The sequence below is a fragment of the Gordonia aichiensis genome (assembly GCF_039946255.1).
Taxonomy (GTDB): domain Bacteria; phylum Actinomycetota; class Actinomycetes; order Mycobacteriales; family Mycobacteriaceae; genus Gordonia; species Gordonia aichiensis_A.
On record NZ_JBCDWL010000010.1, the window covers coordinates 37,913 to 58,431 of the forward strand.

Genomic DNA, 20,519 nt, shown 5'->3' on the forward strand with positions numbered 1-20,519 from the left:
GACGAGGGGAACTCATGACTGACACCGTGTCCAATCCCGCAAAATGGCTCGCCGAACTGTTCGGCACGTTCTGGCTCGTCTTCGGAGGCGCGGGCACCGCGGTCTTCGCGGCGAAGCAGGTGGCCGATGCCACCAGCGACCACGGAAAGGTGATGCAGATCCAGGTCGGCGTCGGCTTCCTCGGCGTCGCTCTCGCCTTCGGTCTCACCGTGGTCACCATGGCCTACGCCGTCGGTCACATCTCCGGCGGTCACTTCAACCCCGCCGTCACCCTCGGTGCCGCCGTGGGCGGTCGGCTGCCCTGGCGAGACGTTCCCGGGTACTGGATCGCCCAACTGGTCGGCGGCCTGATCGGCGGCACCGCGATCTACCTGATCGCCGGCGGGAAACCCGGCTGGGAATCCACCGGAGGCATGGCCGCCAACGGCTTCGGCGAGCATTCGCCCGGCCACTACTCGCTGGCGGCGGTGGCCGTCGCCGAGATCATCCTCACGGCCTTCTTCATCGTGGTGATCCTCGGCGCCACGGACGGACGCGCCCCGAAGGGGTTCGGCCCCCTGGCGATCGGCCTGTCGTTGACGTTGATCCACCTGATCTCGATTCCGATCTCGAACACATCGGTCAACCCGGCACGATCGATGGGCGTCGCCTTCTTCAACGCCGACGGTGCCCCCGGGCAGTTGTGGGCGTTCTTCGTGTTCCCCCTCATCGGCGGCGCGATCGGCGGCGTGCTGTATCCGCTGATGTTCGAGAACGGAAAGCTCGCCTTCGCCTCGAGGAGTGCCGCAGAATGAGGGAGTGAACTCCCAAAATCTGTCTGTGGCAGGCAATCACGGAACCAACATCGTCTACGACGTCCATCGCCCCGACTCCGGGCCGGTGGGCGTCGTCGTTGTTGCGCACGGCCTCGGCGAGCACGCCGGCCGCTACGGTCACGTGGCGCGGACGCTGACCGACCTCGGCTACCTGGTGGTGGCGCCCGACCACGCGGGGCACGGACGATCGGGCGGCAAACGGCTCGGCGTGCGGGACTTCAACGACTTCACCGACGACCTGCACGCGGTGATCGGACAGATCGACGCCGTCGACGGACCGACTTTCCTGCTCGGACACAGCATGGGCGGGGCCATCGCGCTCAAGTACGCCCTCGATCATCCGACAGCGCTCGACGGGCTGGTGCTGTCCGGCCCCGCGCTGGTCCCCGGCGACGACCTGCCGCCGATCCTGGTCAAACTGGCGCCCGTGCTGGGCAGGCTGGTGCCGTGGCTGCCGTCGACCGCGCTGCCCGCGTCGGCGCTCAGCCGCGACCCGAAGGTCGTCGCCGCCTACCAGAGTGATCCGCTGGTGTGGCAGGGCAAGATCCCCGCCGGGCTCGGCGGCGCCCTGATCGCCACCATGGCGACCTTCCCCGACCGCCTGCCGACGCTGACTATGCCGGTCCTGGCGCTGCACGGCGGCGAAGACAGACTGGCGAACCCCGAAGGCACGCGGATGGTCGGACGGCTGGCCGGCGGCGACGACGTGACCACCAAGATCTACGACGGCCTCTACCACGAGATCTTGAACGAGCCGGAGCAGGACGTCGTGCTCCGCGACATCACCGAATGGCTGGAGGCCCACCGCACGGCGTGAGCGATCGCCAGGGGTGGTCGAGTAGCCCGGGAACGGGGTGGGCGAGTGTATCGAGACCTAGTGCGGGGGTCTCGATACGTCCTCGGCTAGCGCCTCGGTCTACTCGACCAGCCTGGGGGTGGGGCGTTTTCAGGGTGGTCGAGTAGCCCGCGAACGGGGGTGGGCGAGTGTATCGAGACCTGGTGCGGGGGTCTCGATACGTCCTCGGCTAGCGCCTCGGTCTACTCGACCAGCCTGGGGGTGGGGCGTTTTCAGGGTGGTCGAGTAGCGCGGGAACGGAGTGAGCGACGGGGGTCTCGATACGTCCTCGGCTAGCGCCTCGGTCTACTCGACCAGCCTGGGACGTGCGCGGTGTGGCGCGCGAGCGGGGAGGTGGGCGGTGTGGCGCGCGAGCCTGGCGGGGTGCGCGGTGTGGCCCGCGAGCCTGGCGGGTGGGGCGTTTCAGGGTGGTCGAGTAGCCCGCGAACGGAGTGAGCGAGTGTATCGAGACCTGGCGCGAGGCCTCGATACGTCCTCGGCCGCGGGCTACAGCCAGGCGGGGTCGGTGTCCATCGTGGTGCGATCCAGCGAGGCCAGCAGGTCGAGCGCGGTGGCGGTCTTCGGCAGCTCATAGGTGAAGAAGTACTTCGTCGCTGCGCGTTTGCCCGCGTAGAAGTCGCCGGCGTACTTCTCGTCGGGGCCGTCGGCGGCGAGGAACTGGTCGAGCCACAGCCAGGCGACGACGATGTGACCGGTCGCTTCCAGATAGGCGGTCGCATTGGCGAGGGCGAGGGCAGGGTCGCCCGGTGCCCAGACTGCGGCGGTCACCTCGCCCAACCGCGCCAGGCTCGCGGCCAGCTGATCCGCGTACGCCGCGGCGCTCGGCCCGGCCGCTCGCGCCCGCTCGACCGTCGCCGACACCGCTTCGGCCAGGACCGCGAACCCCTTGCCGCCGTCCATGATCACCTTGCGACCCAGCAGGTCCAGGCCGTGGATGCCGTGCGCGCCCTCGTGGATCAGGTTCAGTCGGTTGTCACGGTAGAACTGCTCGACGTCGAACTCGGTGGTGTAGCCGTAACCGCCGTGCACCTGGATCGCGAGATCGTTCGCGGCCAGACACCACTGGCTGGGCCAGCTCTTCGCGATCGGCGTCAGCACCTCGAGCAGGAGGTGCGCGCGGTCGCGGTCGGCGGCGTCGGGCGCGGTCTGCTCCTCGTCGAGCAGTCGCGCGCAGTACAGGCCGAGCGCCAGGGCGCCCTCCACGTATGACTTCTGCGCCAGCATCATCCGCATCACATCGGGATGCTCGATGATCGGCACCGGCGCGACGTCCGCGCCCTTCGCGTCCACCGGGCGTCCCTGCGTGCGGACCTTCGCGTACTCCAACGACTTCTGGAAACCCGCGTGACCGAGGGCCGTCGCGAGGAAGCCGACGCCGATGCGTGCCTCGTTCATCATGTTGAACATGTAGAACAGGCCGCGGTGCAGTTCGCCGACGAGGTAACCCACCGCGCCCGAGGCGCTGCCGGCGTCGGCGGGCACGGGGAACGAGCCGTCGCCGAAGTTCAGCAGCGTGTTGGTGGTGCCGCGGTTGCCCATCTTGTGGTTCAGGCCGACGAGCGCGACGTCGTTGCGGGTGCCGTCGGGCAGGAACTTGGGCACGATGAACAAGGAGATGCCCTTGACGCCCGGACCGCCGCCCGGCGCCTTGGCGAGCACGAGGTGCACGATGTTCTCGGTGAGCTCGTGGTCGCCGCCCGAGATCCACATCTTGGTGCCGGTGATCCGGTAGGTGCCGTCCTCGGCCGGAGCAGCCTTGGTCGTGATGTCGGCCAGCGAGGATCCCGCCTGCGGCTCCGACAGGCACATCGTGCCGAAATAGCGGCCCTCCAGCATCGGCCGCACCCAGGTGTCGATCTGCTCGGGCGTACCGTACTTCGCCAACAGATTCGCATTGCCGACCGTCAAGAACGCGTACGACGTGGTGGCCGCGTTCGCCGCCTGGAAGATGGTGGTCGAGGCACGCGAGACGGTGTTCGGCAGGGCCATGCCGCCGAGCTCCTCGTCGAACGAGGCCGCGATCAGGCCGGCTTCGCCGAAGGCCGACAGGGCCTGCCCGATCTCCGGAATCAGCACCACTTTCCCGTCCGGGCCGATCGCCGGATCGGTCTGGTCGGACTTCTTGTTGTGCGGGGCGAACAGTTTGGTCGCCATGTCTTCGGACAGGTCCAGCAGGCCGTCGAACGTCTCCCGGGAGTGCTCGGCGAACCGCTCCCGCCGGGGGAGTTCGAGGGTGTCGAGCCACTCGTACAGCAAGAAGTCGAGATCCCGGCGGGAGAGGTGTTCGGTCATGACCGAAGACTACGTCACCGGGCGGCACCGGGTGCCGTGGCGGTCGGGGGTGCGGACGGGGTCAGATCCCCGACCGGTTGGTGACCCGACCGGCCAGACGCGGGGACACCGCCGACAGCGCCCGCAGCACCAACGCGTACCGCGGGTACAGCTCGGCCGGGCGGGTGTCGTAGGCGCGCACCAGCCAGGCACCCGCCTCCTCGCCGGTCAGCGCCGGCGCGTCACCGTAGGCGGCGGTCGGCGCGATCATCGGGGTGCGGACCAGCGGGAATCCGGCGTTCGTCACGACCACGCCGGTGCCTTCACACTCGGCGTCCAACGATCGCCCGAACGCGGCAAGAGCCGCTTTGGACGCGTGGTAGGCGCCGAACTTGGGCATCGCGCCCGCGCTCACACCCCAGGTGACGACGTTGATGATGTGCCCCCGGCCGGCGTCGACCATCGCAGGCAGCAGTCCCAGCACAAGTTGGACGGGGCCGAAGTAGTTGAGCGCCATGGTGCGCTCGTAGTCGTGGAAGCGGCCGACGGTCTCCAGCGTCGACCGACGGATCGAGCGTCCGGCATTGTTGATCAACACGTCGGGGACGCCGAACTGGACCAGGATCTGTTCGGCCAGCCGCTTGGCATCGGCCGGATCGGACAGATCGGCGGTCAGCGGATGTGCGACGCCGCCGTCGACGGCGATCGATTCGCAGGTGCGCTCGAGCGCGTCCAGGTGCCGTGCCACCGCGATGACGACGGCGCCGCGGGCGGCGAACTGTCGCGCGGCGGCCTCGCCGATCCCGGAGGAGGCGCCGGTGATGATGACCGTCTTTCCGTGCAGGTCACGCCGACCGCCGACCAGGTGCCGGAGTTCATGAAGGGTCTGCGGCGGGTTCAGCAGGACGTTGCGGACGACGTTCATCATCGATGTCACTTGAACTTCTTGATCACCTGAAGGGCTTCCTCCGCGTCGACGTTCTTGGCGACGAGCTTGCCGTTCTTGACCTTGCGCACGCTGTACAGGTCAGGTTTCTTCGCGTTGGCGACGTGGAGTCCGGCCTTCTTGGCCTTCTTGTTGAGATCTTCCAGCACGACTGGATGGTAACGCGTCAAAGTGAACATGCTCGCTGCAACGGCGCGCTGATGCCCTGTCGGCCGGGATCGGTGGCTCGGATCGTGTCGGCGGGATGAACCGAACTCGCACTTGACGATTGGTTTTCGACCGTCACGGAGGGTCCACCGGGTGACCGATACTGTGTCCGGTCCGACATCCTCCGGCGGCGCAGATCGAGTGCGGTGCAGCATGATCGACCGCCGACGTCGGGTCAGCAGATCTCGGTGCCCACCGGGGTGGAGTTGTCGAGGCGTCGCGCGTAGGCGCCGCCCCCGACCCGGGCTCTGGTCGCGCAGGTGTCGGCGAGCGATGAACCCGGGTAGTAGACGGCGTAGATCGGATTGCCGTCCTCGGCTTGCTTCAGGGATCGGCACGACCGGTCGGTCCGCAGGTACGACGCCCCCGGATACTGCGCCAACGCGGCGGCGATCTCCGACTCGTAGGAGCCCGGGGTGACGGCGTTGTAGACGAAGGTGACCGTCTCGCCGTTGCACGGCGGGTGGCTGATCCGGGTGCTCAACCCGAGGTCGGCCGAGCCGCGCCCGGCCGAACCGCGGTCCGCCGGCTCCTGAGCCGTCGGCGCGGGCTCGTCCGCCTCGGTGACGGTCGGGGCCGGGGCCTGCGACTGTTCGGTCAGCGTGACGGTCACCGGCGACGGGGCGGCGGTCGACGCGGCGGTCACGGCGGGTTCGCCGGAGTCGCGCAGCAGGGTCCAGGCGATCGCGCCGGCGGCGAGCAGGATGACCGCGGCCACCGCCGCGGCGATGACTCCGGTGCGCGAACGTCGTTCGACGACCGGCGGCGGGTACGCCGCCTGGCCCGGCGGGGCCATCGGCGTCGGTGCGACCATCGTGGGCTGGTGCCCGGCGATCGCGGCGGCCGGTGCGCCGCGCCCGACGAGCGCCTGACGCGCGGCAGCCGCGAAGGCGCCCGCCGAGGCGAGGCGCTCGGCCGGATTCTTCGCGGTGCCTGCGGCGATGACGGCGTCGAAGGCGGTGCCGGTGGCCGGGATCGGGCGGCTCAGATGTCCGGCGATGATCTGCTCGATGCTCGCCGACGGGAAGGGCTGCGCGCCGGTGAGGCATTCGTACAGCACGCAGGCCAGCGAGTAGACGTCGGCGGCCGGGCCGACGGCGGTGTCGGCGCCGAACCGTTCGGGTGCCATGTAGGCGAACGAGCCGATCGCCGTGCCGGTGGCGGTCAGCCGGGTCTGACCGGCCGACTGCGCAAGCCCGAAATCGGCCAGATAGGCGAAGTCGCGGGCGTCGAGCAGGATGTTCTCGGGTTTCACATCGCGGTGCAGCAGTCCGGTGGCGTGCGCGGTGTCCAGGGCCGCGGCCACCTGCTCGATCACCGCGACGGCGCGCTCGGGCGGCAGCGGCCCGGAGGCGATGATCGATCGCAGATCGCGTCCGTGGACGATCCGCATGTCGAGGAACAGCTGGCCGTCCAGTTCACCGAAATCGTGGATCGGAATGATGTGCGGGTCGTTCAGTCTGGCGACGGTCTGCGATTCACGCAGGAATCGGGCGCGGAAGTCGCCGTCTTCCGACAGCGCGACCGGCAGCAGCTTGAGCGCGACGACGCGGTCCTTGTCGGTGTCGACGGCTTCGTAGACTTCGCCCATGCCGCCGCGGCCCAGGAGCCGAGTGAGACGGTAGCGGCCGATCGTGGTGCCGGATCGGTCGGAACGGGTCATCGGGCATCGGTCCTTCAGTCGTCTGGACGGTCGGGGGACTCCAGTGCTGCGCGCAGCTGCTGTTCGATCGCGGCGGCTCCGGTGGCGGGCAGATCGATCAACCCGTCGAGTTCCCGCCGGGCCCGAGCATAGGCCTGCTGGCGTTCGGACGGGCTGGCGCCCGCGTCCGCGGCCAGATTCAGGAGCCGTTGTGCGCGGGCCAGACGCTCCTGCTCGGCCTGGTCGAAGTCGCCGCGCCTGCGTCGCCGCGCCTCCTTCTCCGCCAGGTCGAGGGCCGCGTGATAGGCGTTGACGGCATCCCGATACTGCTCGACGGCCGCGGGGGAGGACTCGTCGCCGGCCGAGGGTCGCAGGAGTTCGGCGCGACTGCGGGCGCGGTGGAACTCGGCGGTGAGCGGCTCGCGCATGTCGATCAGCATCGGGAAGTCGAGCAGGGTCGACAGATCGGTCTCATAGGCGAACCAGCGGTCGTCCACCGCTTGGTGGTCGGCGACGGCGCGCCTCAGTTCACGCTGCACCGATTCGGCGTCGACCCGTTCCGTCTGCTGCGCCCGGGCGACGGCGACCTTGGCCTCCTGCTTGATCCGGAAGCGCTCCAGGCTGCGGTCGGCACGACGTTCGTTCCACGCGGTGACGCCGCGGACGATGCCGCCGATCGTCCCGCCGAAGACGAAGATCAGCCACCAGTAGTTCCCGATCGCGCCGAACATCGCGTGCACGTGTTCAGCCTACCGACCTCCGCCGGTCCGGTTCGGGGTGGCGAGCGGGAATCCCTGTTCCATCACGTCGAGGGCGCTCAGGCAGTCGTCGGCGGTGGTCGGGCCGGCGTCGGGGTCGTAGCGGGCGACGTCGGACAGGTGGAACATCACCCCGGAGATCGCGGCGACGAAGACCCGGAGGGCCCGATCGTTCGGCGAGATGCCCAGATAGTCGGCGAAGACGTCGGTCGCCTCGGAGATGATCCGATCGGATTCGAGCTGGAAGGTGGCATACAGGACGGGTTCGGTCCGGATGATCCGGAACCGGTCCGGGTTCGACGCCCACGGGTCGGCCTCGACGATCTCGAACATGCGGATGATCAACTCGCGGACCAGGCCGAAGTGCGTCAACCCCGCAGGGATGGAGGCGAAGATCGACTCCCGCTGCGCATCGAGGTCGTCGCTGATGATCACCTGCTCCTTGGACTGGAAGTACCGGAAGAAGGTGGTGTGCGAGACGTTGGCGGCGTCGGCGATCTGCGCGACGGTGGTGGCCTCGTAGCCCTGGTCGAGGATCAGGCGCAGGGCTGCGGCTCGGATGTCGGCGCGAGTCTGCGCCTTCTGTCGTTCGCGCAGACCCGGCCGCGGCCCCGGGGTGGTCCCCGGGGCCGCGACGGTCGAATGGTCGATCATGCTCGGAGCCTACGCGGTCCCGACCACCGTCGACTGCGCGGTGTCGGAGGCCGCATCGCCGGTGGCGGGCAGCCCCCGGTTGCGGACCTTCTCGCCTTCGATGTCGAAGTTCAGGACCAGCTTGTCGAGCCAGGCGGGCAGCCCCCAGGCGCGCTTCCCGAGCAGCGACAGGACGCCGGGAACGATGATCATCCGCACCAGGAAGGCGTCGAAGAAGACGGCGATGGCCAGCGCGAAGCCCATCATCTTGGCGGTCGTGTCGGGCGAGAGCATGAAGGCGGCGAAGACGCTGATCATGATGATCGCGGCCGAGGTGACCACGCGGGAGCCGTGCCGGAACCCGGCGACGATCGCGTCTGCGGCGCTCAGCCCGTGGACGAACTCCTCGCGCATCCGCGTCACCAGGAACACCTGGTAGTCCATCGCGAGGCCGAAGACCACGCCGATGAGGAAGATCGGCAGGAACGACAGCAGCGGCTTGGTGTGATCGATGAGGCCGAACGCTCCGTCGGTGAAGATGGCGGTGGTGATGCCGAAGGTCGCGAGCATGGAGAACACGAAGCCGAGCGTGCCGATCAGCGGCACCCACAGTGAGCGGAAGACGCCGATCATGATCAGGAAGGCCAATCCGACCACGACGACGAGGTAGGGGATCAGCGCTTTGTCGAGTTTGGCCGACAGGTCGGACATGATCGCCGTCTGACCGCCCACGTGCAGTTGTGCGCCCTGCGCGGCGACGGTGTCGGACGTGCCGCGGATGGCCTCGACCAGATCGTGGGTCTGGGGCGACGAGGGTGCGCTGAGCGGGGTCACCATGATCATCGCCGAATCGGCGCCCGCATTCGGATTCTGCGGCGACGGGCCGTTGCCGATCCAGCGCAGCGTCTGCGGGGCGGCGACGCCGGGCAGCTGCTTGATCTCGGCGACGGCGGTGTCGGCGGCGGCCTCGACGGTGCCGCGGTCGGCGTGCATCACCACGACGAGGGGACCGGCGACTCCCTCGCCGAAGCCCTGCGCCAGGAGCTGCTGGCCTGCGACCTGATCGTCGGTGGCGGTGTCCATGCCCAACTGCATGTTCTTGATCGGGATCGCGGCCGCGATGAGGATCGCCAAGCCGGCGACGACGAACGGGATCGGACGCTTGACCAGGGCCCGACCGAATCGCACACCGAGGGTGTCGGCGGTCGGCGACGGTTCGGCGTGCTTGATCCACGGGATGCGCGGGCTGAACGCGAAGCGGCCGAACGCGCCGAGCAGCGCGGGGATGAAGGTCAGGGCGGCCAGTACGGCGATCAGGATGGCGATCGCCGCGCCCAGGCCCATCTGGGTGATGATCGGGATGCCGATCACCGTCAGTGCGACGACGGCGATGATGACGGTCAGGCCGGCGAAGACCACCGCCGAGCCCGCGGTGCCGACGGCGCGACCGGCGGCGTCGGCCCGGTCGCCGCCGCGGGCGGCTTCGGACCGGTAGCGGGACACGATGAACAGCGCGTAGTCGATGGAGACCGCGATCCCGAGCATCGTGATGATGGCGGTGGCGGCCTGGTTGATCGAGAGGACCTCGGCGGCCAGGGTCACCAGCATCATGGTCAGACCCACGCCGACGATGCCGGTCACCAGCGGGATGAACGCGGCGATCAGGGCGCCGAAGGCGATGATCATGACGACGAAGGCGATGGCGAAGCCGATCAGCTCAGCTTTGCCCGCGGGTTCCTGCGCCGACATGATGCCGCCGGTCGCCTGCACGTCGAGACCGCCGCTGCGATGCTCGGCGAGGGTGTCGAGGAGCTGGTTCTTCAGGCTCATGTCGACGTCCATCAGGTTGACCTTCTGATGGACGGTGATGAGGCCGATCCGGCCGTCGTCGCCGAGGACGGCGCCGGCCATCTCGGGTTTGGCGGCGGCGACGGTCACCGGGTTGACGATGGTCTCGGGGGTGACCGCGTCGAGCTTCTGCAGATCGGTCACCAGGGCGTCGATCTGCGCGTTGTGCGCGGCGAGGCCGTCGGGAGCGGCGATCACCACGACGGTCGACGGCTCGGACTGCTGTTGGTTCTGGGCGGGGAAGTTCTCCTGCAGCATCGACATCGCCGCGCCGCCGTCGGTCCCGGGCAGGTCGAAATCCTGCGCGAACTTCGGCGACAGGGCACCGACGGCGCTCCCGGCGACGACGAGTGCGGCGACCCACGCGGTCAGCACCCACCATTTGTGCCGGAATGAGAACCGTCCGACGCGGAACAGGATTGATGACATGCTAACGATTGTTAGTCAGTAACACTTTTCCGCGCAAGGGTCGGTGTCGACCGCCACAGTCGGCGGCGACGCCCGGCGGGCGCCGGGGCGTCGGCGGGCGCTGCGGCTCCGGGCACCACCAGGGCCGCGGCGATCGCCGTGGTCAGCGGCACGCTGCCGGCCAGCGCGATGCCGCCGACGAAGGCGCGGGCGAGCTCGATGGCGACCTGTTCGGTGGTGATCAGCGAGCCGAAGGGCTGCGAGGCGACCGAGAACAGCAGCAGGAGCGGCAGCGCGCTGCCCGCGTAGGCGAAGACGAGGGTGTACACCGTCGAAGCCAGGTGGTCGCGGCCCACCCGCATGGCCGCGCGGAAGGCGCCCAGCCGCGTCTGACCGGGCATCGCCGCGAGTTCGAAGGTCGCCGCGGCCTGCGTGATCGTCACGTCGTTGAGCACGCCGATGGTGCCGATGACGAAGCCCGCCAGCAGCAGGCCGTTCAACGAGATGGTGCCCTGGTAGAGCTGCAGGCTGGTCGTCGACTCGGCCGAGAGCCCGGTCAGACTCATCGTCGAGATCGCCAGGCTGCTCAGAGCTGCGGCCAGGATCATCGAGGCGAGGGTGCCGAGCAGGGCGGCGCTGGTGCGTAGATTCCAGCCGTGCGCCAGGTACAGCACGGCGAACAGGATCGCCGAAGCGGAGACGACGGCCACCGCCACCACCGAATGGCCGTCGAGGATCGACGGCAGGGTGAAGAAGCCCAGCACCGCGAAGGCGACGACCAGCCCGAGCAGCGCCCGCACACCCCGCCACGTCGCGACGGCGACGATGGCGAGCATGAAGGCGATGGCCCAGGCGATGGTCGGGGTGCCGCGCTGATAGTCGTAGAACCCGTACTGTGCGACGCCGTCGGGCCCCGGCATCGCGCTGACGCGCACCTTGTCCCCGGACTCCAGTCTCGGCTGTCCGGGCTGCGGCTTGTCGGCGGTCGCGGGATTCACCGGTGCGGTGCCGGGGCCGACGCCCGCCTGCGCGGCGTTGGTGGCGATCAGCAGCACCGCGTACTTCCCGGTGTCTGCGCCGGACGTGAGCTCGATGATCGACGCGCGGCAGGGGCCGCCGGTGCTCGGGACCGTCGGGAACTCGGTGCTCGCGGCGCCCGTCGCGGGTGCCGAGCAGTCGGTCTTGAGCTGGGAGACGACCCGTGCGTCGGAGATCTGGATCGGGCCGCCGGCGGCCGACCGGAACTGGGTCGGGATGGGGCGGTCGGCGTGGCTGGGCCACAGCACGACGACCCCGACGCCGACCAGCAATGCGGCGATCGCCAGCAGGCCCACGACCAGCGGTTTCGCGTACCGGGTCAACTGGCCGGGCAGCGTCCCGTCGTGGTCGTGGTGGTGGTGATGGTGCCGGTGGTCGGGCGGTGCGGGGCGTCGGCGCTGGTCGGGGGCCGGCCGTGGACGAGACGGCGGTCGCACAGACGACGCAGCGCGCGGAACGTCGCCCCGAGGGGTGCGTTCCGCGCGCTGTCGTGCTGGTTCCGGCGCGGGGGCGGACTCCGGGTCCGGCAGTCGATGGCTCACCGACCCGACACTAGAGTCTCAACCTTCACGCTGTCTTATGGCTGCGGACGTATGGGTGCGCCCGCGTGGGGCGCGACTACAGGCCCATGTCCTTGGCGATGATCGAACGCATCACTTCGCTGGTGCCGCCGTAGATCCGGTTGACGCGGTTGTCGGCGTACAGGCGGGCGATCGGGTACTCGTTCATGTACCCGTAGCCGCCGTGCAGCTGCAGGCAGCGGTCGATGACGTCGGCGGCGGCCTCGGTGCAGAAGAGCTTCGCCGAGGCGGCGTCGGCGGCGGTCAGCTCGCCGCGGTCGTATGCCTCCAGCGCGCGGTCGACGACCGCCTCCATCGCGTCGACCTTCGCCTTGCACGCGGCCAGCTCGAACTTGGTGTTCTGGAAGGCGGCCACCGGCTTGCCGAAGACCTGGCGCTCCTGGGTGTACTCCTTGGCGAAACGGATGGCCGCCGCGCCCTGGGCGTAGGCGCCGACGGCGATCGACAGGCGCTCGCGCGGCAGGTGCTGACCCAGGTAGTAGAAGCCCCGGTTCTCCTCGCCGAGCAGATCCTCGACCGGCACCTTGACGTCGGTGAAGGACAGTTCCGCGGTGTCCGACACGCGCAGGCCGATCTTGTCGAGCTTGCGTCCGACCTGGTATCCCTCGGACTTGGTGTCGACGACGAGCAGGCTGATGCCGAAGCGGCGGTCGGTCTCGCTCGGAGCGCTGGTCCGGGCGCAGACGATGACGCGGTCGGCGTTGACGCCGCCGGTGATGAAGGTCTTGGCGCCGTTGAGGATGTAGTGGGTGCCGTCCTCGGTGAGCTTGGCGGTCGTCCGCATGCCCGCCAGATCCGAGCCGGTGCCCGGTTCGGTCATCGCGATCGCGAACATGGTCTCGGCCGAGGCCATCGCGGGCAGCCAGCGCTGCTTCTGCTCGTCGTCGGCGTGGGCCAGCAGGTACGGCAGGCACAACGGGATGTGGACGGAGGAGCCGCCGAGGCTGACGCCCGCGCGGGCCATCTCCTCGGTCATGACGGCCTCGTACTTGTACGATTCGACGCCCGCGCCGCCGAACTCCTCGGGGACCTCGATGCCGAAGACGCCGAGCTCGGCGATCTTGCCGTAGAAGTCGCGCGGCACGATGCCGTTCTCGAGCCACTGGTCGTACACGGGCACGATCTCGGACTCGATGAACGCCCGGATCGTCTTGCGGAACGCTTCGTGGTCTTCGTTGTAGATGTCGCGGCGCATGGCGCCACCTCCTTCACTGATTGGTGTTCTTCACGATTGGGGACGGTCGGGGGAACGGTTCGGTTCGGGACGGTGCTCGCGGTGAATCAGGTGGTGAAGCCCGCGATGCGCAAGGCGGCGTCCGCGTAGAACTCGCCGACGTCGGCGGAGGTCCAGGCGCCGTCGTCGCGGAACCAGCGCGCGATGTCGATGGAGCTGCCGACGATCGAGACGGCGGCCATGCTCGGATCGGGGGTGGCGAAGACGCCGCGTTCAATGCCGCGCGCCAGGATCTCGGCGAGGACGGCGTCGATCTGCTTGCGGATGGCGACGATCTCGTCGCGATGGTCGGGTTCGAGCGCGGCCAGCTCGTAGTTCACCACGCGGGCGCTGACGTGCTTGTCCGCGTGGTACGACGCCAGCTCGCGGGCGAACCCGCGCAACTGGACGACGGGATCGTCCGACGCCGACGCCGCGTCCTTGACCGCGGCCAGGATCGTCTCGTGTCCGTAGCGGGAGATGCGGTAGAGCAGCTCCTCTTTCGAGCTGTAGTGCACGTACACGGCGGCCGGGCTCATGCCTGCGGCCGCGGCGATGTGCCGGGTGCTGGTGCCGTGGAAGCCGAACTCGGAGAACGACGCCATGGCGCCCTCCAGAAGTCGGCGCCGGGTCTGCTCGGACTTGCTCAACGGCTCGGCGTCGGCCGCGCGCGACGGTGTCGCCATGGTGCGCCTCCTCCCAGCGGGTCAAAAATAACTAAGCGCTCGCTTAATTCCGATACGGTAGCACGGGTTACCCGCCGGTCGCATAATCGTCGGCCGACTACCATGGCGGGCATGTACGTGAAGGTGTGCGGCCTGACCTCGGTCGATGCGGTCGAGGCGGCGGTCGAAGCCGGAGCCGACGCGATCGGCGTCGTGATGAACCGTTCGAGCCCGCGGGCGCTCGATGCCGAGGCCGCGCGCATCATCGTCGACGCCGCTCGGAAGGCGGGCGGCGAGCAACTGGACATCGTGCTGGTGGTCAACGACAAGCCGGCCGCGGAGGCGGCCGACCTCGCGGCCGACCTCGGCTTCACCGTCCTGCAGTTGCACGGCCGCTACACGGCCGACGACTTCGCTGCGGCGGCACCGCGCTTCGACCGGATCTGGCGGGCGACCTCACTGGCGCACGACCCGCCGCTACAGGTGGGCGCGTACGGCGAGGAACGACTGCTCCTGGACGCTCCGCGACCGGGTTCGGGGGAGCGGTGGGACGTCTCCGAGCTCGCCGATCGCGGGTTGTCGGGCCGGTGGCTGCTCGCCGGCGGGCTCGACCCCGACAACGTCGCCGAGGCCATCGCGCAGGCGCGGCCGTGGGGCGTCGACGTCTCCAGCGGAGTCGAATCCGCGCCCGGCATCAAGGATCTCGACGCGGTGCGACGGTTCGTCGCGGCGGCGAAGTCGGCGAGCCGCTAGTCGTCCTGGCACTCGGTCGCGGCGCGTGGTGGAGGCCCGCGCGGAGATGTTAGGTTAGGGCACCCTATTTATTAATAGGGTTGCCTGATGCCGACTCGGAAGTGTGCCCGATGCCTTTTCGCCGACCGTTCGCCCTCCTCCTCGCGGCCTGTGTCGCCGTGGTCTCCACCGCCTGCTCGCCCGACACCTCCGTCGATGCGGGATCGTCTGCGGGCGCGGGATTCCCGGTGACCGTCGACCACGTCTACGGATCGACGACCATCACCAGCCGGCCGGAGCGGGTCGCCACCATCGCCTGGGCCAACCACGAGGTGCCGCTCGCGCTCGGCGTGGTGCCGGTCGGCATGAGCAAGGCGGCGTGGGGCGACGACGACGGCAACGGCGTTCTGCCGTGGGTTCAGGGCAGCCTCGACGAGCTCGGCGCGCCGGTGCCCGAGCTGTACGACGAGACCGACGGCATCGATTTCGAGGCCGTCGCCGACTCGGCGCCCGACGTCATCCTCGCCTCGTACTCCGGGCTGTCGAAGGAGGAGTACGAGAAGCTGTCGAAGATCGCGCCGGTGATCGCGTACCCGAAGACTCCGTGGGGCACGTCCTGGGAGGACATGACACGGATGAACGCGAAGGCGATCGGCGCGGGCGACGACGGCGACGAACTCGTCGACTCCCTGCACACCACGATCGCCGAGGCCTTCGCCAAGCGCCCGCAACTGGCCGGCCGGACCGTGCTGTTCACCTACCTCGACCCGACCGACCTGAGCAAGATCGGCTTCTACACCAGTCACGACACCCGTCAGGGCTTCCTGGAGAGCGTCGGGATGAAGGCGCCGAGCGAGGTGGCCGCGCGCACCGCCGGAACCGACGAGTTCTTCGTCGAGGAGAGCGCCGAGCACGCCGCGCGCTTCGCCGACGTCGACCTGATCGTCACCTACGGTGACGACTCCACCCTCCAGCGGCTCCAGTCCCATCCGTTGCTGTCGAAGATCCCGGCCGTCGCCAAGGGACACGTGGCCGTGCTGAAGGATGCGACCCCGCTGGCCGCGATGGCCAATCCGTCGCCGCTGTCGATCCCGTGGGGCATCGATCGGTACTTCGACGCGCTGGCCGCCGGGCTCACCGACAAGTGAGGGCGCCGACGGCCGAACGGGCAGCGGCCACGACCGACACCTCCTTCCCGGCGTCTCGGACGTTGGGGTTGCGGATCGGCGCGCTGGTCGCGGGGGCGATGGTGCTGGCCGTGCTGTTCGGGGCGTCGGTGGCCTTCGGGGCGCGCGAGGTCGGTCTCGACGAGATCTGGAACGGTCTCACCGGCGGCGACGGCCTCGCCGAAGCGGCGGTCCGGCAGCGGATCCCGCGGACCGTGCTGGCGATGCTGGTCGGCGCGGCCCTCGCTCTGTCGGGGGCGGGCATGCAGGCGGTGACCCGCAACCCGGTCGCCGACCCGGGCGTCCTGGGCGTCTCGACCGGCGCCTCGCTGGCGGTGGTGACCGCGATCGTCACCACCGGGATGTCCGATCCGTACTGGTACCTCGCCGTCGCCGTCGGCGGCGCCTTCCTGACGGCGATCTTCGTCTACGCGATCGGTTCGATGGGATTCGGCGGACCCACCCCGCTCAAGATCGCGCTGTCGGGAGCCGCGACCGCGGCGGCGCTGACCTGCCTGATCAGTGCGGTGCTGCTTCCCCGGTTGGACGCGATGCAGCAGTTCCAGCACTGGCAGGTCGGCGGCGTCGGCGGAGCCGACTGGCAGCGCATCGGCGTGGTCGCGCCCGTGCTGATCGTCGGCGCGCTCCTGATCACGGCGTGCGCCGGCGGCATGAACTCGCTCGCCCTCGGCGACGACGTCGCGACGGGGCTGGGGGCGAACGTCTTCCGGACCCGGCTGCTGACCGGGGCGGCCGCGGTGGTGCTGGCGGGTGCGGCCACCGCGGTCGCCGGGCCGATCGCCTTCGTCGGACTGCTGGTGCCCCATGCCTGCCGGGTGGTCGCCGACGTCGACTACCGCTGGCTGCTGCCGTTCTCCGCGATCGCCGGAGCCGCCCTGCTGGTGCTCTCCGACGTCGTCGGCCGGCTGGTGATGCGTCCGGACGAGGTCGACGTGGGAGTCGTGACCGCGTTGATCGGCGCCCCGGTGTTCATCTGGATCGTCCGCAAGCAGAAGGCGAGCGCCCTGTGATCTCGATTCCCGCCTCGGGCTCACCGACCTCGGAGCGGTTCGACGTGTTCGCCGGCCGCCGCGCCCGAACTCGCCGAGCCGCGTGGGTGACGGTGGGGCTCGCCGCCGCGACCGCCGTGCTCTGGGCGGTGAGCCTCATGGTCGGCAAGACCTTCTATCCGCTCGACGACATCGTCCGCGTGATCGGCGGACAACAGGTGGCCGGAGCGTCGTTCACCGTCGGCGAGCTGCGGCTGCCGCGCGCCACGACCGGACTGCTGGCGGGTGCCGCCTTCGGCGTCGCCGGCGTCACGTTCCAGGCGCTGCTGCGCAATCCGCTCGCCTCCCCGGACATCATCGGCATCTCGTGGGGTGCCTCGGCCGCGGCGGTCGGGGCGATCGTCGTCTTCGGACTCACCGGCCCGGCGGTCTCCGCGGTGGCACTGATCGGCGCACTCGCGGCGGCCGGCGCCGTCTACGGATTGTCGAGCGCCGGCGGTTTCGCCGGCACCCGCCTCATCCTGATCGGGATCGGGGTGGCGGCCATGCTCTCCAGCCTCGTCTCCTATGTGTTGGCGAAGGCCTCCCAGTGGGACATCGCCGCCGCGCTCCAGTGGCTCACCGGCAGCCTGTCGGGCGTGTCGTGGTCGCGGACCGTGCCGCTCGCGATCGCCGTCGCGGTGCTGGTGCCGCTGCTGCTCGGCAACGCCCGGCATCTCGGCACCCTCACCCTCGGCGACGACTCGGCCGCCGGCCTCGGCGTACGAGTCGACCGGGCGCGGCTGGTGTTCATCGCGGGCTCGGTGCTGTTGCTCGCGTTCGCGACCGCTGCGGCCGGTCCCGTCTCGTTCGTCGCCTTCATGTCCGGACCCATCGCGGTCCGGCTCGTCGGGCCGGGCCGGTCGCCGCTGCTCGCGTCGGCCCTGGTCGGGGCGACGCTGGTGCTGGCCGCCGACCTGGTCGGACAGCACCTGCTGCCGCACCGCTACCCGGTGGGGGTGGTGACCGGGGTGCTCGGCGCGCCCTTCCTCGTCTATCTGCTGATCCGCGTCAACCGCGCGGGCGGATCCCTCTGACCGTCCGAACCAACGAATGGAGAACGCTCATGGCTGGTACCGAATCGACGACGGCGGCGGCGCCGACCCGGCAGGCCGGTGCGTCGGCGCCCCTGTGCCTGGTCCGCGCCGTCGTCGGACGGGTGCGGACCCTCTCCCCGAACTTCGTCCGCATCACCTTCACCGGTGACTCGCTGACGGAGTTCGGCAACCCCGGCGAGACCTTCGACCAGCGGATCAAGCTGATCTTCCCGGCGCCGTCCGGGGCGCTGCCCGAGGTCGGCGACACCACCGACTGGTACACCGAATGGCTGTCGACTCCCGAAGCGAGCCGCGGCTCGATGCGCACCTATTCGGTGCGGGACGTCCGCGTCGGCGACGACGGCGCCACCGAGGTGGATGTCGACTTCGTCCTGCACCTGGTGCCCGGCAAGACCGGACCCGCCTCCTCCTGGGCGGCCGCGGCGACGGTCGGCGACGAGGTGATCGCGGTCGGGCCGCGGCGCGGCGCGGTCGACGGCGGCGGCATCGAGTACCGGCCGGGCCGCGCCGCGCGCGTACTGCTCGCGGGCGACGAGACCGCGGCGCCCGCGATCGCCCGAATCCTGGAGGACGCGCCCGCCGGGCTGCTCGGCGCGGCGTTCATCGAAGTGCCGACCGCGGCCGATGCGCAGCCGATCAACGGCCCGGACGGAGTGGCGGTGCACTGGCTTGCGCGGGAGGGCGCCGAGCACGGCGATCGCCTGCACCGGGCGGTGGCGGCCCATCTGGGCGAAGCCGCGGGCAGCTCGGCCGACACCGTCGATGCGCCCGATGAGGAACTCGTCTGGGAGACGCCGACCTTCTCCCGCCTGGGCGAGCAGATCGACGGTCGCGCAGACGATTCGGCTGCACGCTACTACTGGATCGCGGGGGAGAGCCGGATGGTGACCACGCTGCGTCGTCGACTGGTGAAGGATCTCGGCGTCCCGCGCGCGCACGTCGCCTTCATGGGCTACTGGCGGGAGGGCGTGGCCATGAAGGGGTGAGCCGGTCGGGCATCCTCCGGCGGCGTCGCCCGCGGGGGAGGAGGCTGGCAGATGGAACATCACGACACGCAGAGAGGTTGAACGGGACATGGCTGAGCAGACTGGTGAGTACCGAATCGAACACGACACGATGGGCGAGGTGCGGGTCCCGGCCGCGGCGCTGTGGCAGGCCCAGACCCAGCGTGCCGTCGAGAACTTCCCGATCAGCTTCCGCCCGCTCGAGCGACCGCAGATCCGCGCGCTGGGTCTGCTCAAAGCCGCGGCCGCCCAGGTCAACCGTGATCTCGGCCTGCTCGATCCGACGAAGGCCGACGCGATCATCGCCGCCGCGAAGGAGATCGCCGACGGCCGCCACGACGACCAGTTCCCGATCGACGTCTTCCAGACCGGGTCGGGCACCTCGTCGAACATGAACACCAACGAGGTCATCGCCTCGATCGCCGCGGCCGGCGGGGTGCCCGTGCACCCCAACGACGACGTCAACATGTCGCAGAGCTCCAACGACACCTTCCCGACCGCCGTCCACGTGGCAGCCGCCGAAGCGGTGGTGTGCAACCTGATCCCGGCCCTGCAGCACCTGCACGCCGAACTGGATCGCAAGGCGCAGGAATGGCAGACGGTGGTGAAGTCCGGTCGCACCCACCTGATGGACGCGGTTCCGGTGACCCTCGGTCAGGAGTTCGGCGGCTACGCGCGGCAGGTCGAGGCCGGGGTGGAGCGCGTGCGGTCGACCCTCCCGCGGCTGGCCGAGCTCCCGATCGGCGGCACCGCGGTCGGGACCGGCCTCAACGCCCCCGACCACTTCGGGTCGAAGGTGGTGGCCGAACTGATCGACCTGACCGGTGTCGACGACCTGCGTCTGGCGAAGAACAACTTCGAGGCCCAGGCCGCGCGCGACGGCCTCGTCGAACTGTCGGGCCAGCTCAAGACCATCGCGGTGTCGCTGACCAAGATCGCCAACGACGTCCGCTGGATGGGCTCCGGCCCGCTCACCGGCCTCGGCGAGATCTCGCTGCCTGACCTGCAGCCGGGCAGCTCGATCATGCCGGGAAAGGTCAATCCCGTTCTCCCCGAGGCGGTCACGCAGGTCGCGGCCCAGGTCATCGGTAACGACGCCGCCATCACCTGGGGCGGCGGCAACGGCGCCTTCGAGCTCAACGTGTACATCCCGATGATGGCGCGCAACGTGCTGGAGTCGGTGACGCTGCTGACCAACGTCTCCCGACTGTTCGCCGACCGCTGCATCAAGGGCCTGGTGGCTCACGAGGATCGGCTGCGGACCCTCGCCGAGTCGTCACCGTCGATCGTGACGCCGCTGAACTCCGCGATCGGATACGAGGAGGCGGCCGCCGTCGCCAAGGAGGCGCTGCGCGAGGGGAAGACCATCCGCCAGACGGTCGTCGACCGCGGCCTGATCGGCGACAAGCTGTCCGAAGGGGAACTCGACCGGCGCCTGGACGTGCTCAAGATGGCGAACCTCGACCACAAACGGTGACGGAAGAACAAGCGTGCGGGTTTTGACCACCAGGTGGTCAAAACCCGCACGCTTGAGCTGGGGGACCGTCGTCGGTCTCGATGTGCGGCCGTCGCTTCGCTCCGGTCGCGTACTCGACCAGCCTGAGGGCGGCTGCTTCCCAGGTTGGTCGA

18 protein-coding genes are annotated in these 20,519 nt (G+C 69.7%); 8 read left to right on the forward strand and 10 right to left on the reverse strand.

What is annotated here, in order from left to right:
• Positions 1-14 precede the first annotated feature (14 nt).
• Both aqpZ and AAFO60_RS13015 read left to right on the forward strand, forming a co-directional pair.
• The gene (gene aqpZ, locus AAFO60_RS13010; RefSeq protein ID WP_347956632.1) at positions 15-794 is read left to right on the forward strand and encodes an aquaporin Z; all 780 of its coding nucleotides are present in this window, start codon (positions 15-17) and stop codon (positions 792-794) included.
• A 4-nt stretch (positions 795-798) separates the two neighbouring features.
• On the forward strand, positions 799-1,632 hold the full coding sequence (locus tag AAFO60_RS13015; protein ID WP_432211713.1) for a lysophospholipase: 834 nt from the start codon (positions 799-801) through the stop codon (positions 1,630-1,632).
• A 525-nt stretch (positions 1,633-2,157) separates the two neighbouring features.
• Here AAFO60_RS13015 and AAFO60_RS13020 read toward each other — a convergent pair.
• From AAFO60_RS13020 to AAFO60_RS13065, 10 genes are all read right to left on the reverse strand, one after another.
• The gene (locus AAFO60_RS13020) at positions 2,158-3,963 is read right to left on the reverse strand and encodes an acyl-CoA dehydrogenase (protein ID WP_347956634.1); all 1,806 of its coding nucleotides are present in this window, start codon (positions 3,961-3,963) and stop codon (positions 2,158-2,160) included.
• Positions 3,964-4,024: 61 nt separating this feature from the next.
• Positions 4,025-4,870 carry an SDR family NAD(P)-dependent oxidoreductase gene (locus tag AAFO60_RS13025; RefSeq protein WP_424307978.1) on the reverse strand — a complete coding sequence of 282 codons (846 nt, stop codon included), beginning with the start codon at positions 4,868-4,870 and terminating at the stop codon, positions 4,025-4,027.
• A gap of 5 nt (positions 4,871-4,875) precedes the next feature.
• Positions 4,876-5,037: a hypothetical protein gene (locus AAFO60_RS13030; protein ID WP_347956636.1), complete on the reverse strand. Its 162-nt coding sequence runs from the start codon at positions 5,035-5,037 to the stop codon at positions 4,876-4,878.
• A 233-nt stretch (positions 5,038-5,270) separates the two neighbouring features.
• The gene (locus AAFO60_RS13035) at positions 5,271-6,758 is read right to left on the reverse strand and encodes a serine/threonine-protein kinase (protein ID WP_347956637.1); all 1,488 of its coding nucleotides are present in this window, start codon (positions 6,756-6,758) and stop codon (positions 5,271-5,273) included.
• Between the two features lie 14 nt (positions 6,759-6,772).
• Positions 6,773-7,477 carry a hypothetical protein gene (locus AAFO60_RS13040; protein ID WP_424326696.1) on the reverse strand — a complete coding sequence of 235 codons (705 nt, stop codon included), beginning with the start codon at positions 7,475-7,477 and terminating at the stop codon, positions 6,773-6,775.
• 9 nt (positions 7,478-7,486) lie between these two features.
• Positions 7,487-8,149, reverse strand: a complete 663-nt coding sequence (locus AAFO60_RS13045; RefSeq protein ID WP_347956638.1) for a TetR/AcrR family transcriptional regulator — start codon at positions 8,147-8,149, stop codon at positions 7,487-7,489.
• Between the two features lie 9 nt (positions 8,150-8,158).
• Positions 8,159-10,405, reverse strand: coding sequence for an MMPL family transporter (locus tag AAFO60_RS13050; RefSeq protein WP_347956639.1), 2,247 nt, complete (start codon positions 10,403-10,405; stop codon positions 8,159-8,161).
• Positions 10,406-10,416: 11 nt separating this feature from the next.
• Positions 10,417-11,964: a YibE/F family protein gene (locus AAFO60_RS13055; protein ID WP_347956640.1), complete on the reverse strand. Its 1,548-nt coding sequence runs from the start codon at positions 11,962-11,964 to the stop codon at positions 10,417-10,419.
• 76 nt (positions 11,965-12,040) lie between these two features.
• Positions 12,041-13,198, reverse strand: coding sequence for an acyl-CoA dehydrogenase family protein (locus AAFO60_RS13060; RefSeq protein ID WP_347956641.1), 1,158 nt, complete (start codon positions 13,196-13,198; stop codon positions 12,041-12,043).
• An 86-nt stretch (positions 13,199-13,284) separates the two neighbouring features.
• Positions 13,285-13,902: a TetR/AcrR family transcriptional regulator gene (locus tag AAFO60_RS13065; protein WP_347956642.1), complete on the reverse strand. Its 618-nt coding sequence runs from the start codon at positions 13,900-13,902 to the stop codon at positions 13,285-13,287.
• Positions 13,903-14,013: 111 nt separating this feature from the next.
• Here AAFO60_RS13065 and AAFO60_RS13070 point away from each other — a divergent pair, with 111 nt between their 5' ends.
• The 6 genes from AAFO60_RS13070 to AAFO60_RS13095 all read left to right on the forward strand — a co-directional run bounded on the left by AAFO60_RS13070 (position 14,014) and on the right by AAFO60_RS13095 (position 20,367).
• Positions 14,014-14,634, forward strand: a complete 621-nt coding sequence (locus tag AAFO60_RS13070; protein ID WP_347956643.1) for a phosphoribosylanthranilate isomerase — start codon at positions 14,014-14,016, stop codon at positions 14,632-14,634.
• 110 nt (positions 14,635-14,744) lie between these two features.
• A complete protein-coding gene (locus tag AAFO60_RS13075; protein ID WP_347956644.1) occupies positions 14,745-15,761 on the forward strand; it encodes an iron-siderophore ABC transporter substrate-binding protein in 1,017 nt (338 codons plus the stop codon).
• A 98-nt stretch (positions 15,762-15,859) separates the two neighbouring features.
• Positions 15,860-16,810 carry a FecCD family ABC transporter permease gene (locus AAFO60_RS13080; RefSeq protein WP_432211715.1) on the forward strand — a complete coding sequence of 317 codons (951 nt, stop codon included), beginning with the start codon at positions 15,860-15,862 and terminating at the stop codon, positions 16,808-16,810.
• Entirely contained in the window at positions 16,807-17,865 is a 1,059-nt protein-coding gene (locus tag AAFO60_RS13085; RefSeq protein WP_347956646.1) for a FecCD family ABC transporter permease, read from the forward strand. Before AAFO60_RS13080 ends, AAFO60_RS13085 begins: the two co-directional genes overlap by 4 nt.
• A 29-nt stretch (positions 17,866-17,894) precedes the next feature.
• Positions 17,895-18,872, forward strand: a complete 978-nt coding sequence (locus tag AAFO60_RS13090) for a siderophore-interacting protein (protein ID WP_347956647.1) — start codon at positions 17,895-17,897, stop codon at positions 18,870-18,872.
• A gap of 88 nt (positions 18,873-18,960) precedes the next feature.
• Positions 18,961-20,367: a class II fumarate hydratase gene (locus tag AAFO60_RS13095; protein ID WP_347956648.1), complete on the forward strand. Its 1,407-nt coding sequence runs from the start codon at positions 18,961-18,963 to the stop codon at positions 20,365-20,367.
• Positions 20,368-20,519: the final 152 nt, after the last annotated feature.